The sequence below is a fragment of the Lysobacter sp. F6437 genome (assembly GCF_052547215.1).
The window spans coordinates 276,929-291,320 of the sequence record NZ_JBQWRB010000001.1 but is presented as its reverse complement, the minus strand read 5'-3'; the positions used below and the strand labels follow the sequence as shown (position 1 = coordinate 291,320).

The following is a 14,392-nucleotide window of genomic DNA, read 5'->3' as shown; positions in this document are numbered from 1 at the left end:
ATGACAGAATGACCGGGCCATGACCGCCCCGTCCTGCCCCGTGCCACCCCGCAAGATCCTGCACGTCGACATGGACGCGTTCTATGCGTCGGTCGAGCAGCGCGACGACCCGTCGCTGCGCGGCAAGCCGGTGGTGGTCGCGTGGCGTGGCGCACGCTCGGTGGTGTGCGCGGCCAGCTACGAGGCGCGCCGGTTCGGGGTGCGTTCGGCGATGCCGGCGGTGCGGGCCGAACGGTTGTGCCCGCCGGCGATATTCGTGCCGCCGGATTTCGTGCGCTACAAGGCGGTGTCGCGGCAGGTGCGCGAAATCTTCGCCCGCCACACCGAGTTGATCGAACCGCTGTCGCTGGACGAGGCTTACCTCGACGTCACCGCCCTCGCCTCCGGCCTGCCCTCGGCCACCGCGACCGCCGAGGCGATCCGCGCCGCGATCCGTGAGGAAACCGCGCTGACGGCCTCGGCCGGGGTGGCGCCGAACAAGTTCATCGCCAAGATCGCCTCGGACTGGAACAAGCCCGACGGCATCTGCGTGGTGCGGCCGCGGCAGGTCGAAACGTTCCTGCTGCCGTTGCCGGTCGGCCGTCTGCCCGGCGTCGGCAAGGTCATGCAGGGCAAGCTGGCCGAGCTGGGCGTCGCCACCGTCGGCCAGTTGCGCGCGCTGCCAGCGGCCGAACTGGAACTGCGTTTCGGCCGCTGGGGCCGGCGCCTGCATGAGTTGTCATTAGGTATCGACAACAACCCGGTGCGCCCGGAACGCCCGACCGTGCAGATATCTTCCGAGGACACCTTCGAACACGACCTGCGGCTCGACGAGCTGGAAACCCAGATCCGCCGCCTCGCCGAAAAGACCTGGACCGGCTACCAGCGCGAGCGCGCGCAACACCACGGCCGGCTTGCCCGCACGGTGGTGCTAAAGCTCAAGACCTCCGACTTCCGCATCCTCACCCGCAGCCTGACCCCGGCGGTACGACCAGCGACGCTGGAAGCCCTGGCCGACATCGCCTGCGAACTGCGCGCACGGGTGGAGTTGCCGACGGCGACGCGCTACCGGCTGGTCGGCGTGGGGTTGTCCGGATTCGTCGATGAGGACGACGTGCGCGCGCAGTCGGACCTGTTCGAACCGGCTTGAGGTCAGGCTCTTCGTAGGAGCGGCTTCAGCCGCGATCTGGAGTCGGCGCGGGCGCACGATTGTCCGATCGCGGCTGGAGCCGCTCCTACAGAAGTGCAAGGGACCTGGCACGCTACGCCAGCGCCTTGGTCGCCATCGCCACCTTCCCAAGATCCGCTACCAGCTCCGCATAGCCCTGCTCTCGACGGGCCCCCGGCATCCGCAGCACCGCCGACGGATGCCAACTGGCGATGCCCTGCACGTCCCCGGGCAAGTCCCGCCATTGCCCACGCTCGCGAGTGACCCGGAAGCTGTTTCCGAACACGGTGTGCGCGGCCATCGCGCCGAGGACTACCACGACCTTCGGTCGCACCTGCAACAGTTCCGCCGCCAGCCACATCCGGCACGCCTCCTGCTCGGCCGCGTTGGCGCGCTTGTGCAGGCGCGCCTTGCCGCGCATCTCGAACTTGAAATGCTTGACGGTGTTGGTCAGGTACAACGCCTCGCGATCGAGGCCCGCATCGCCCAGCGCGCGGTCGAGCAATTGGCCGGCCGGACCAACGAACGGAGCACCGTCCAGGTCCTCCTGGTTGCCGGGCTGCTCGCCGACCAGCATCGCCACCGCATCGGCCGGCCCCTGGCCGAACACGGTCTGGGTGGCCGGCCGCCACAAGGGACACGCCCGGCAGTCGCGTGCCTTGCGCTGCAGGGTGCGCAGCTTGCCGGTGGGGATTTCGTCGACCGGCTTGGCGAGTGGCAACGAAGTTAGATCGGGAGCGGAACGCGGCATCGGGTCATCGTCAACTCGGGAATCCGATGCTGCCGCAAACGCAGTGAAGGATCCGCTTCACCCCATGCTTTTGTAGGAGCGGCTTCGTCCGAATGATTGAGACGGAAGCAGGTGATGCTGTCCACGCGAGCCAAAGCTCGAATTATTGTCAAGTTTTTGCCGCAACCCATTGAATAAAAAACCTTCAGGTTAGTCCGCCCGATTATTACTAGAATTAGTACCATGCACCTCAATGACACCCAGCGCCGCCTGCTCGACTTCCTCCGCGGGCACATCGACCGGCACGGCTACCCGCCGTCGCAGATGGAGATCGCGCGCGCGTTCGGCTTCCGCCAGAACCGCTCCGCGCGCTATCACCTGGAAGCGCTGGAACAGGCGGGCCTGATCGAGTTGTCGGCCGGCCGCGCGCGCGGCATCCGGCTCACGTCCCCGCGCCGCGCCTCGCAAGCATCGACATCGATGTCGATGTCGACGTCGCACCCCTTCGCGATGCCGACCACCGACGCCATGCCGATGCCCCCCACCGAACTGCTGCAGGTGCCGCTGCTCGGACGCGTCGCGGCGGGCGCGCCGATCGGCTCGGACCCGGAGGTCCGGCGCGGGATCACCTTCGACCGATCGCTGTTCCGCCTGCGCCCGGATTACCTGCTGGAAGTCGAGGGCGAATCGATGCTGCTCGACGGCATCCTCCCCGGCGACCTGATCGGCGTGCACCGCGTCGAACAGGCGCGCAGCGGCCAGACAGTGGTCGCCCGGGTCGAAGGCGAGTTAACGGTCAAGCGGCTCGACACCGGCAAGACCCACCTGCGTCTGCTGCCGCGTAACCCGGCGTATGCCCCGATCGAGATCGACGCCAGCATCACCGACTTCGCCATCGAAGGCCTGTTCGCCGGACTGGTGAGGCCAAGCTGATGGGCGCCGTCGTCGCCCTCGATGCCTTGCTGGAATCGCGCCGCATCTGGCGCGGCCAACCAGCCCCGCGCGCCCCTTCCACGCAACCCACCGGTTTCGATCTGCTGGACGAAGCCCTGCCCGACGGCGGCTGGCCCGAGACCGCCCTGACCGAACTGCTGCTGCCCGCCGACGGCGTCGGCGAACTGCGCCTGCTGTGGCCGACCCTCGCCCGCCTGTCGCGCACCGACGGCATGATCGCCCTGGTCGCCCCGCCCTACCTCCCGTTCGCACAAGCCTGGGCGAACGCCGGCGTGCAACTCAATCGCCTGCAGGTGATCCGCACCGATCCACGCAACGCCCTGTGGGCAGCCGAACAATGCCTGCGCTCGGCCGCCTGCTCGGCCGTGCTGTGCTGGCCCCACCAGGCCAACGACCGTGCCCTCCGCCGCCTGCAGGTCGCCGCCGAAACCGGCCAATGCCTCGGCTTCGCAATGCGGCCAATGAAAGCTTCCGCGAACCCCTCGCCGGCCGCCCTGCGAATCGCCATCGACGCCGACCCCACCCAACTGCGCGTACTCAAGTGCCGCGGCGGCAACCCACCGACACGCCCCATCCCGTTTCCCTCCGTCGCAGCCTCATCCCCCCAGTCACCGACAAACACCGCTCTTCGTACCCGGTCGCCAACGACAGTCGGACAGCGGGTGGACGGTGGGGACGGTGCGCAGAAGCCGGCCATGGATGGCCGGCGGCCCGCCTCAGGGCAGGAAGCCCTGATGAAGGGCCGGAGCACTGTCCCCACCGGCCGCCCGCTGCGCGACAAAGCCGCACCTTCCGCCGGCAACTTCCCGCACGACCAGCCAGCCCCAGCCCCCATGCTCCCGGCACCAGCCACGATTCCCTTCCGCCCTCGCCTCCTGTCCACGCAGGCGCAGTGAGCCAGCCCCATGCTCTGGGCCTGCATCCTCCTGCCGCAACTGGCGCTCGACGGCGTCCTGCGACGCCACCCCGACCCCGACGCGCCGCTGGCCCTCGTGACCGGCCCGGCGCAACGCCGCGTGCTGCGCGCAGTCAACCCCTCCGCGAAAACCGCCGGCCTCCGCCCCGGCCAATCCCTCGGTGCCGCCCAGGCCATCTGCAGCCGCTTCGTCGCGATCGAACACGACCCCACCGAAGTCGAACGCTGGCACGACTTCCTCGCAGCCTGGGCCTATTGCTACAGCTCCCTCGTCAACCGCAGCATGCCGTCGGCCCTGCTGCTGGAAGTCGAAGCCAGCTTCAAACTGTTCGGCCCATGGCCACGATTCGAAGCGCAACTGCGCGCCGACCTCACCGAACTCGGCTTCCGCCACCGCATCACCCTCGCCCCCAACCCCTACGCCGCCCGCGCACTGGCGAACACGCATGACGGCCTGGCGATCACCGACGAGATTCCGCTGCACAACGCCCTCGGCCAACTGCCGGTCGAGCGCAGCGGACTCGCGCCCGAAGTCGCCACCAGCCTCAACCGCATGGGCCTGCGCAAGTTGCGACAGGTCTTCGCCCTGCCCCGTGCCGCCCTCGGCAAGCGGATCGGCAAGGACGCGCTCGCCCACCTCGACTGCCTGACCGGCGCCCTCCCAACCCCACTGCGCTACTACCAGCCGCCGGACTCGTTCGCCTCGAAGATCGAACTCAACTACGACGTCGAATCCAGCCAGGCCCTGCTGTTCCCGCTGCGCCGCCTGACCGCCGACCTCGCCGCCTACCTCGCCGGTCGCGACGGCGGCGTGCAGCGTTTCAGCCTGGTGCTGGAGCACGAACGCTGCGCCGACAGCGAACTCGTCATCGGCCTGCTCGCCCCCGAACGCAGCCCCACGATGCTGTTCGAACTGGCCCGCGGCCGGCTCGAACAGATGCGCGTCCCGGCACCGGTGCGCGCGGTACAACTGCTCGCGCGCGAACTGCCGCCGTTTGTCCCGGCCGGTCGCGACCTGTTCGATGTCCGTCCGCAGCAAGCGGTTCCGTGGGAACAACTGCGCGAACGCCTGCGCGCGCGACTCGGCGACGACGCCGTACACGGCTTGGCCATCCGCGCCGACCACCGCCCCGAACGCGCCTGGCAGGACGAACCCCTCCGCGACGTCGTGGTTCCACCCGTTCCGCGCCCCGGCTGGCTGCTGCCCCATCCCGCGCCCTTGCGCGACCATCGCCCTCGCATCCTCGCAGGCCCCGAACGGATCGAAACCGGCTGGTGGGACGGCGACGTGCGCCGCGACTACTACCTCGTCGAAACCAGCCTCGGCCAGCGTGCCTGGGCCTTCCGCACCGCCGGCGATCCCGTCCACGACGGCCGCGCCGACGGCTTCATGCTGCACGGCTGGTTCGGGTGATTCGATGAGCATCATCTCGCTCTTCCCCCGTCCGCCCTGCGACAGCAAGGACTCGGAGACGTCCCCGGACAGGCTCCCCGCCTACGCCGAACTGCACTGCCTGTCGGCCTTCAGCTTCCAGCGCGGCGCCTCGGTCGCGCCGGAGCTGTTCGAACGCGCCAAACATCTCGGCTACACCGCGCTGGCAATCACCGACGAGTGCTCGCTGGCCGGCATCGTGCGTGCGCTGGAAGCCTCCGAACGCTTCGACGTGAAGCTGATCGTCGGCAGCGAGATGCAGGTCGAGGACGGCCCTAAACTCGTGCTGCTGGTCGAAGACGCCATCGGCTACACCGCGCTGTGCAGCCTGATCACCCGCGCTCGCCGTCGCGCGCGCAAGGGCGAGTACCGGCTGCTGCGCGAGGACTTCACCGCCACCGACGGCCTGCTCGCGTTGTGGGTGCCTGGCGAGCAACCCGACGGCACCCACGCCGACTGGGTAACCACGACCTTCCCCGACCGCGCCTGGCTCGCGGTAGAACTGCACCGCGGCCCCGACGACGATGCGCGCGTGGCACAACTGCGCGAGGCCGGTGCCCGTCTCAACCTGCCACTGGCCGCCGCCGGCGACGTCCACATGCACGTGCGCGGCCGCCGCGCGTTGCAGGACACGATGACCGCGATCCGCCACCACGTCACCATCGCCGAGGCCGGCCACCGCCTGTTCCCGAATGGCGAACGCCACCTGCGGAGCCGCCGCGCGCTGGCCGCGATCTACGGATCCGACGGCCAAGTCGACCTGCTGGCCGAAACCATACGGATCGCCAACCGCTGCCGTTTCGACATGCGCGCTGACCTGAAATACCAGTACCCGCACGAGCTGGTCCCGGCCGGCCACGATGCCGGCAGTTGGCTGCGCCAGCTGGTCGAGGAAGGTGCCCGCTGGCGCTGGCCCGACGGCGTGAGCGAAAAAGCCCGCGGGCTGATCGAGAAGGAACTCGCACTCGTCGCCAGGAAACGTTACGAGTCCTACTTCCTGACCGTGCACGACATCGTCCGCTACGCCCGTTCGCAAAGCATTCTTTGCCAGGGCCGCGGCTCGGCCGCCAACTCGGTGATCTGCTACACGCTGGGCGTGACCGAGATCGACCCGGCGCTGATGAACATGCTGTTCGAGCGCTTCCTGTCGGAAGAACGCGACGAACCGCCGGACATCGACATCGACTTCGAGCACGAGCGCCGCGAGGAAGTGCTGCAGTACGTGTTCAACCGCTACGGCCGCGAGCGCGCCGCGCTGACCGCGGTGGCGACGCAATACCGAGGTCGCGGTGCGGTGCGTGATGTCGGTCGCGCCCTCGGCCTGCCGACCGACGTGGTCGGCGAACTGGCATCGACGCTGGAGCGCTGGGGCGGCCACGCACCGATCGCCGAACACCTGCGCGAGCGTGGTTTCGACCCCGGCTCGCCGGTGCTGCGACAGGTCATCGCCCTGACCACCGAATTGATCGGCATGCCCCGCCACCTGTCGCAGCACCCCGGCGGCTTCGTGATCTCCGAGCATCCATTGCACACGTTGGTGCCAGTGGAGAACGCGGCGATGGACGACCGCACCGTGATCCAGTGGGACAAGGACGACCTCGACGAAGTCGGGTTGATGAAGGTCGACTGCCTCGCGCTCGGCATGCTGACCGCGGTGCGCAAGACGCTCGACCTGCTGCGCGACAGCGGCCGGCGTGACATGACCGTCGGCGACATCCCAAAGGAAGACACAGAGACCTACGAGATGATCAGCCGCGCCGACACCATCGGCGTGTTCCAGATCGAGTCGCGCGCACAGATGGCGATGCTGCCGCGGCTGCGGCCGAAGACGTTCTACGACCTGGTGATCCAGGTGGCGATCGTCCGCCCCGGTCCGATCCAGGGCGACATGGTCAATCCCTACCTGTTGCGGCGCACCGGCAAGGAGCCGATCGAGTATCCATCTGAAGAGCTCAAGGACGTGCTCAAGCGCACCCTCGGCGTGCCGCTGTTCCAGGAGCAGGTGATGCAGCTGGCGATCGTCGCCGCCGACTATTCCGGCGGCGAGGCCGACCAGTTGCGTCGCTCGATGGCGGCCTGGAAACGTCGCGGCGGACTGGAACCGCATCGACAGAAGCTGACCGAAGGCATGTTGCGCAATGGCTACAGCCGCGAATACGCCAATCGCATCTTCGAGCAGATCAAGGGCTTCGGCGATTACGGATTCCCCGAGTCGCACGCCGCCAGCTTCGCGCTGGTCGCCTATACCAGCAGTTGGCTCAAGCGCCACGAACCCGCGGCGTTCGCCTGCGCGCTGATCAACTCTTGGCCGATGGGCTTCTACTCGCCCGACCAGTTGCTGCAGGACGCGCGCCGGCACGGCATCCGCACCTTGCCGGTCGACGTGCGTTACAGCGACTGGGATTGCAGCCTCGATGGCGGCGCGCCGATATCGCCCACGCTTCCTGTAGGAGCGGCTTCAGCCGCGATCGGAGAATCGGTCGCTCATACCGGTTCCAGATCGCGGCTGAAGCCGCTCCTACAACAGCCGGGCGCACAACAGCCTGCAATCCGCCTCGGCCTGCGCATGATCCGCGGCTTCCCGCCGGACGCCGCCGAACGGATCGAGGCCGCGCGCAAGCAACGTCCGTTCACCGACGTCGCCGACCTCTGCGCCCGCGCCGCGCTCGACCGCCGCGCGCAATCGCTGCTCGCTGATGCCGGCGCCCTGCGCGCGCTTTCCGGCCACCGCCACCGCGCCCGCTGGGCGATCACCGGAGTCGAACCGCAGCTGCCGCTGTTCGCCGACATCCCGGCAGTACGGGAAAGCGAGCCGATCGTGTTGCCGCTGCCCAGCGCCGACGCGGACATGCGCGCCGACTACGCGATGACCGGGACCACCCTCGGCCGCCACCCGCTGGCGATGATCCGCAAACAACTGTCGGCGCGTCGCTACCGGCGCTCCGGTGAGATCGCGATGATGCCGCACGGCCGCCACGTGCGTGTCGCCGGCCTGGTCACCCTGCGCCAGCGCCCGCAGACCGCCAGCGGCGTGATCTTCATGACCCTGGAGGACGAGGACGGCATGACCAACGTGGTGGTCTGGCGCGACCTCGCCGAGCGCCAGCGGCGCGAGTTGCTGGAATCGCGCCTGCTCGCGGTCGAAGGCCGGCTGGAACACAAGGACGGCGTCCGCCACCTGGTCGCCAAACGACTGCAGAACCTGAGCGGCTTGCTCGGCGACCTCGACACCCGCTCGCGCGATTTCCATTGACCCGCCAACGGATCCACACCCCGTTGGAACCCCCTTCGACAATTTCCGGGCTCTTGTAGGAGCGGCTTCAGCCGCGATCTGGAGTTGGCGCGGGCGACCGATTTCGGATCGCGGCTAAAGCCGCTCCTACAAAAAGCCGTCCACTGCGCTGTGCATAATCAAGCCAGGCATCAAGGAGAAATACCCGGATGACCCGCGAACCTGCAGCCACCTACCCACCGCTCAATACCCTCAAGCCGGTCGCCGACGACGTCTGGATCGTCGACGGCCCGACCATCGAATTCGGCATGCCGTGGCCGAAGATGCCGTTCCCGACCCGGATGACGGTGATACGACTCGGCAACGACCTCTTCATCCATTCACCGACACCACTGACCCGCGACCTGATGACCGAGGTCGAAACGATCGGCACCCCGCGCTGGATCATCGGCCCCAACCGCATCCACTACTGGTGGATCCCGGAATGGCGGGAAGTATTTCCCGACACGCGCGTTTACCTCGCCCCGCGCATCCGTGAACAGGCCGACGGCCGCATCGACTTCTCGACCGCCGAACTCGAACGCGACAGCGGCTATCCGTGGGACGCCGCCATCGCCACCCTGCCGGTTACCGGCAACTTCATGACCGAGGTCGAATTCTTCCACCATGCCAGCCGCACGCTGGTGCTGACCGACTTCATCGAGAATTTCGAGCCCGGCAAGCTCGACGCCTGGTGGATGCGCTGGCTTACGAAGTTTGGCGGCGTGCAGGACCCGGACGGCCAGATGCCACGCGACATGCGGCTGACCTACTCGAAACAGAAACCACAACTCAAGGCCGCGGTCGAGCGGATGATCGCGTGGAATCCCGAGCGCGTGATCCTTGCGCATGGCCGCTGGTACCCCACTGACGGCACCACCGAGCTGCGCCGTGCGTTTCGCTGGCTGCTGGACTGATGGATCGACGACCCGCGTCCGGCCTCAGCCATGCACCGCCAGGAAGTACAGCATCAGCCCGAACAGCGCCAGCATGATCGTGGTTTCCAGCTTGTTGACCGCACCGTCATCGGTGATCGATTTCCACAGGATCAGCAGGGCCGGGAAGCCGAACAGGATCACCGAGACCGTCTCCAGGTCGATCGCGAGGATGCCACCCTCGGGTAAAAGCGGTACCACGCCGATGCCCGACAGCAGCGCCGCGAACAACAGCACCGCCGGCAGGATCACGAACGGCACCTGCACGATCGCGCCGAACACATTCGACAGCGCCAGCTGGGTCTTGCCCTTCAGGTGCGCGCTGGTGACCAGGATGTAGGCCGGCATGCCGGCGAGGAAAGCGACCACGATCGCGCCGATCATCTCCGAGTAGCCCTCGCCGCGCAGGAAGCCGACCAGGTTGTCGGCGAAGTCGCCGACCGCGTGGCCCCCGATCAAAGCGCCAATGCTGCCCAGTCCGCCGTAGAGCGCGATCATGCCCCACGAAGCCGACGCCCTGGTGGTGCCACCCTCGGCCTGCTCCGCACCGGCTTCGGACGAGGTACCGGAGAAGCGCCGCACCAGGCTGCGCAGGTACACCACCATCACCGCCAGCAATGCAGCCGCGATCATCACCAGGTCCCACAGCCCGAGCCCTTCGCCGGCATGGCCGCCAGCGTCGAACGAGGACATCGCGATCATCAGGAATCCCATCGCGATCATCAGGCCGGCGGCGCACGCCAGCATGTCGGTGCCGAGCACGCTGATCGCCTTCGGCAGCGACGCATGCCCACGCTCGTCGCGCGGCATCAACACGCAGAAGATCGAGAACACCAGCGCGTTGATGTGCAGCGTAAGCAGGGTCACGACGAATGCGATGCGCACGTCGGCGGCGACCACGAAGGCGAGCATCGCGATCTCCGGCAGGTTCGACGCGAGCCCGGCGATCACGCCGGCGACGTACTCGTTCCAGCGCAGCTTGCCGGCCAGGCCGACCGCCGCGAGGATCATCACCTCGCAGGAACCGGCGATCGTCAGCAGCCCACCAAGCGCGAGCATCGCATTGACCAGCAACGGCCAGTGCAGCACGAAATGTTCCATCGCCACCGCCGCGGCCACGATGCCGATGCCCGCCGGCAATCCCCACTTCCACCACGTCCCGCCGCTGCCGCCCGCCATCGCCGACTCCATCCGTGCCTGTTGACGGCCACGCTAACGCAAACCGGCATGAGGGATGAACAAGCTGGCGGATTCCGGGCAAAGAAAAAGCGGGCCGAAGCCCGCTTCTTCCGTATCCGGCAATGACGCCCGCGCTTACGCGGTCGGCGCGCCCTCGCCTTCCTCGATGGCCTTCATCGACAGGCGGATGCGGCCCTGCTTGTCGACTTCCAACACCTTGACCTTGACCACGTCGCCTTCCTTGAGCACGTCGCTGACCTTCTCGACGCGATCGTTGGAGATCTGCGAGACGTGCACCAGGCCGTCCTTTCCGGGCGAGATGGTGACGAACGCGCCGAAGTCCATGATCTTGGCGACCTTGCCCTCGTAGATGCGGCCCGGCTCGACGTCGGAGGTGATCTGCTCGATGCGGTCCTTGGCGGCCTGGCCGGCGATCGCGTTGACGGAGGCGATGGTGATGGTGCCGTCGTCCTGGATGTCGATCTGGGTGCCGGTCTCCTTGGTGATCGCCTGGATCACCGAACCGCCCTTGCCGATCACTTCGCGGATCTTGTCGGGGTGGATCTTGATCGTGATCAGGCGCGGCGCGAACTCGGACAGCTCGCCACGCGGCGCGGTCAGGGCGCTGCCCATCTCGCCGAGGATGTGCAGGCGACCCTGCTTGGCCTGGGCCAGCGCGACCTTCATGATCTCTTCGGTGATGCCCTGGATCTTGATGTCCATCTGCAGGGCGGAGATGCCCTCGCTGGTGCCGGCCACCTTGAAGTCCATGTCGCCGAGGTGGTCCTCGTCACCGAGGATGTCGGACAGCACGACGAAGTCGTTGCCTTCCTTGACCAGGCCCATCGCGATGCCCGCGACCGGTGCCTTGATCGGCACGCCCGCGTCCATCAGGGCGAGCGACGAACCACAGACCGACGCCATCGACGACGAGCCGTTCGACTCGGTGATCTCCGAGACCACGCGGATGGTGTACGGGAACGCTTCCATCGTCGGCATGACGGCGAGCACGCCGCGCTTGGCAAGGCGACCGTGGCCGATCTCGCGACGCTTCGGGCCCATCATGCGGCCGGCTTCGCCCACCGAGTAGGGAGGGAAGTTGTAGTGGAACAGGAAGTGTTCCTTGTACTCGCCGGAGACGGCATCGATGATCTGGCCGTCGCGCGCGGTGCCGAGGGTGACCGCGACGATCGCCTGGGTCTCGCCACGGGTGAACAGCGACGAGCCGTGGACGCGCGGCAGGATGCCGACCTTCGACGCGATCGGACGCACGGTGTCGAGCGCGCGGCCGTCAATGCGGACCTTGGTGCCCAGCACGGCGCCACGCATGGTCTCGTACTCGAGCTCGCTGAACTGCTTGGAGACCTCGGACGGGTTCCATCCGTTGCTCTCGATCTGTGGCGCCAGCGAGGCCAGCACGTCCTTCTTCAACGCCGAGATGGCGTCCTTGCGCTGCAGCTTGTCGCGCACCGAGAAGGCTGCGGTCAGGCGGTCGCCAATGGCGGCCTTGATCGCGCCCACCATGTTCTGGTCGGCGGCCGGCGCGGACCACTCCCACTTCGGCTTGCCGGCTTCGGCAACCAGCTCGTTGATCGCGTTGATCGCGACCTGCATTTCCTTGTGGCCGAACATCACCGCGCCGAGCATCACGTCTTCCGACAGCACGTCGGCTTCGGACTCGACCATCAGCACGGCGGCCTGGGTGCCGGCGACGACCAGTTCCAGCTTGGAATCTTCCAGCTCGGTCTTGCTCGGGTTGAGCAGGTACTGGCCGTCCTTGTAGCCGACCTTGGCGGCGCCGATCGGGCCGTCGAACGGGGCACCCGACAGCGCCAGCGAGGCGGACGCGCCCAGCAGCGCCGGGATGTCGCCGTCGATCTCCGGGTTCATCGACATCACGGTGGCGATGATCTGGACTTCGTTGCGGAAGCCGTCCGGGAACAGCGGGCGGATCGGGCGATCGATCAGGCGCGAGATCAGGGTCTCTTTCTCGGTCTGGCGGCCTTCACGCTTGAAGAAGCCACCCGGGATGCGGCCGCCGGCGTAGAACTTCTCCTGGTAGTCGACGGTCAGGGGGAAGAAGTCCTGGCCTTCGCGCGCGGTCTTGTTGGCGACGGCGCTGACCAGCAGCACGGTGTCCTCGATGCGGACGATGACGGCGCCGCCGGCCTGGCGGGCGATCTCACCGGTTTCCAGGGTGACCTGGTGCTTGCCGTACTGGAAGGTCTTGGTAATTTTTGCCACGTTGGTTTCCTATCGGTGCTGTGCGATCCGGGCCCAGCCCTTGCCCTGCCCGGTCGGTCGCCGGCTCGCGACCTTGTTTCATGGAACGCACGGTCTTTCGACCGCAAAAACGAACCGCGGCGCATGAGAGCGCCGCGGTGGGAGTCTGTTTAGCGACGCAGGCCGAGCTTCGTGATCAGGGCCTTGTAACGGGTCGCGTCTTTACGGTGCAGGTAGTCCAGCAGGCTGCGACGACGGTTGACCATCATCAGCAGGCCGCGACGGCTGTGGTGATCCTGCTTGTGCTCCTTGAAGTGACCCTGGAGCTGCTCGATGCGTGCGGTGAGCAGGGCGACCTGGACTTCCGGCGAACCGGTGTCGTTGTCGCCGCGCTTGTTTTCTTCAATGACCTTGCTGGTATCGATCGACATTTCTTGTTGCCTCTGTGATGCGCGACCTGCAGAAATTCACCGACGCTGGAAATACCGACGCCGGCGCACCGCATGGTCCGCCGCTTGCTGGAAAGTAAAAAACTGCGTGTTGGCTTGAAAAAGCCCGAGAATTGTAGCCCTCCGGCCGAACCGGGACAAGGCGCTTCAACGCGGACAGCGGTACGACCATCATGGGGCGTGCGGCGTGGCCCAGATGAACAGCCGGCGGGGGTGCAGCCGCCCATCCGCGTCGATTCGCCCCAGGCCCAGCACGCGCCCGGAAGCATCGTGGATGGCCAAGGTGTCGGCCTCCGAAGCGGCGGCCAGTTGGACTGGCTGGCCGTGGCCGAGGGTTTCGGCGTCGGCGGGGGCCAAGGTAACGGCGGGGAAGCCGGCCAGTCCGGCCTGGATCGGCAGCAGGCAGGCGTCCAGCGCGGCGTCGCCCTGTTCAGCCAGCGCCTCCAACTGGTCCAGCGTGTACATCACCGGTTCCGTGAACGGCTCGACCCAGACCCGGCGCAGCACTTCGACGTGGGCGCCGCAGCCAAGCGCTTCGCCGAGGTCGCGGACCAGGCTGCGGACATAGGTTCCGGAGCCGCATTCGACATGGAGTTGCAGGCGCGGGCCGTCGCGATCGAGCAATTCCAGGGCATGGACGACGACCTCCCGTTCCGGTGCATCGATCGCCTCGCCGCGGCGGGCCTTGGCGTACAGCGGCTCCCCGCCCTGCTTGAGCGCGGAGTAGATCGGCGCGCGCTGGATGATCGGGCCGCGCAGGGGCGCCAGCGCGGCCTCGATCGCGGCACCGTCGAGCAACGGAATCGGCCGCTGCTGCAGCGGCTGGCCGTCGGCGTCGTCGGTGTCGGTGGTCAGGCCCAGCACCGCGGTTGTGCGGTAGGCCTTGCGCGCGCCGAGCAGCAGGCCGGCGATCTTGGTCGCCTCGCCGAAGCACAGCGGCAGCAGGCCGGTCGCGAGCGGATCGAGCGCGCCGGTATGGCCGCCCTTCTCCGCGCGGAACAGGTGGCGCACGCGTTGCAGCGCCTGGCTGGAGCTGAGGCCGGCCGGCTTGTCGAGCAGCAGCAGGCCGTGGAGGGGGCGGAACTTGGTGCGGGAGCGTTTGGTCATCGCGTGGGGATGGCTCGCGATTGTCGAGGCTCTTGTAGGAGCGGCTTTA

10 protein-coding genes and 1 pseudogene are annotated in these 14,392 nt (G+C 67.5%); 6 read left to right on the top strand and 5 right to left on the bottom strand.

The genetic code is table 11. The features are described 5' to 3' along the window. The first annotated feature begins 19 nt into the window (after nucleotides 1–19). Nucleotides 20–1,129 (top strand): DNA polymerase IV, encoded by a 1,110-nt coding sequence (gene dinB / locus ACT9F5_RS01255; RefSeq protein ID WP_445118136.1) that lies wholly within the window; start codon nucleotides 20–22, stop codon nucleotides 1,127–1,129. Between the two features lie 112 nt (nucleotides 1,130–1,241). Here the strand turns inward: dinB and ACT9F5_RS01250 are convergent, their stop codons facing one another. Further along, nucleotides 1,242–1,898, bottom strand: a complete 657-nt coding sequence (locus ACT9F5_RS01250; RefSeq protein ID WP_445118135.1) for a UdgX family uracil-DNA binding protein — start codon at nucleotides 1,896–1,898, stop codon at nucleotides 1,242–1,244. 222 nt (nucleotides 1,899–2,120) lie between these two features. Between ACT9F5_RS01250 and lexA the strand changes: the two genes are divergently transcribed. The 5 genes and pseudogenes from lexA to ACT9F5_RS01225 all read left to right on the top strand — a co-directional run bounded on the left by lexA (nucleotide 2,121) and on the right by ACT9F5_RS01225 (nucleotide 9,367). Then, nucleotides 2,121–2,810 (top strand): transcriptional repressor LexA, encoded by a 690-nt coding sequence (lexA, locus tag ACT9F5_RS01245; RefSeq protein ID WP_445118134.1) that lies wholly within the window; start codon nucleotides 2,121–2,123, stop codon nucleotides 2,808–2,810. Then, nucleotides 2,810–3,409 (top strand): annotated as a pseudogene (gene imuA / locus ACT9F5_RS01240) (translesion DNA synthesis-associated protein ImuA); the annotation flags it as partial. The gene lexA and the pseudogene imuA, both read left to right, overlap by 1 nt. Before the next feature lie 327 nt (nucleotides 3,410–3,736). Next, nucleotides 3,737–5,161, top strand: coding sequence for a Y-family DNA polymerase (locus ACT9F5_RS01235; protein WP_445118133.1), 1,425 nt, complete (start codon nucleotides 3,737–3,739; stop codon nucleotides 5,159–5,161). Between the two features lie 4 nt (nucleotides 5,162–5,165). Further along, nucleotides 5,166–8,432: an error-prone DNA polymerase gene (locus ACT9F5_RS01230; protein ID WP_445118132.1), complete on the top strand. Its 3,267-nt coding sequence runs from the start codon at nucleotides 5,166–5,168 to the stop codon at nucleotides 8,430–8,432. Nucleotides 8,433–8,620: 188 nt separating this feature from the next. Beyond that, nucleotides 8,621–9,367 carry a DUF4336 domain-containing protein gene (locus ACT9F5_RS01225; RefSeq protein ID WP_445118131.1) on the top strand — a complete coding sequence of 249 codons (747 nt, stop codon included), beginning with the start codon at nucleotides 8,621–8,623 and terminating at the stop codon, nucleotides 9,365–9,367. Between the two features lie 24 nt (nucleotides 9,368–9,391). Here the strand turns inward: ACT9F5_RS01225 and ACT9F5_RS01220 are convergent, their stop codons facing one another. The 4 genes from ACT9F5_RS01220 to truB form a co-directional block, all read right to left on the bottom strand. Beyond that, complete coding sequence (locus ACT9F5_RS01220) at nucleotides 9,392–10,564, bottom strand: hypothetical protein (protein ID WP_445118130.1); 1,173 nt, start codon at nucleotides 10,562–10,564, stop codon at nucleotides 9,392–9,394. A 135-nt stretch (nucleotides 10,565–10,699) separates the two neighbouring features. Beyond that, nucleotides 10,700–12,808, bottom strand: coding sequence for a polyribonucleotide nucleotidyltransferase (gene pnp / locus ACT9F5_RS01215; protein ID WP_445118129.1), 2,109 nt, complete (start codon nucleotides 12,806–12,808; stop codon nucleotides 10,700–10,702). 149 nt (nucleotides 12,809–12,957) lie between these two features. Next, a complete protein-coding gene (rpsO, locus tag ACT9F5_RS01210; protein ID WP_445100214.1) occupies nucleotides 12,958–13,218 on the bottom strand; it encodes a 30S ribosomal protein S15 in 261 nt (86 codons plus the stop codon). Between the two features lie 189 nt (nucleotides 13,219–13,407). After that, nucleotides 13,408–14,343, bottom strand: coding sequence for a tRNA pseudouridine(55) synthase TruB (truB, locus tag ACT9F5_RS01205; protein WP_445118128.1), 936 nt, complete (start codon nucleotides 14,341–14,343; stop codon nucleotides 13,408–13,410). Nucleotides 14,344–14,392: the final 49 nt, after the last annotated feature.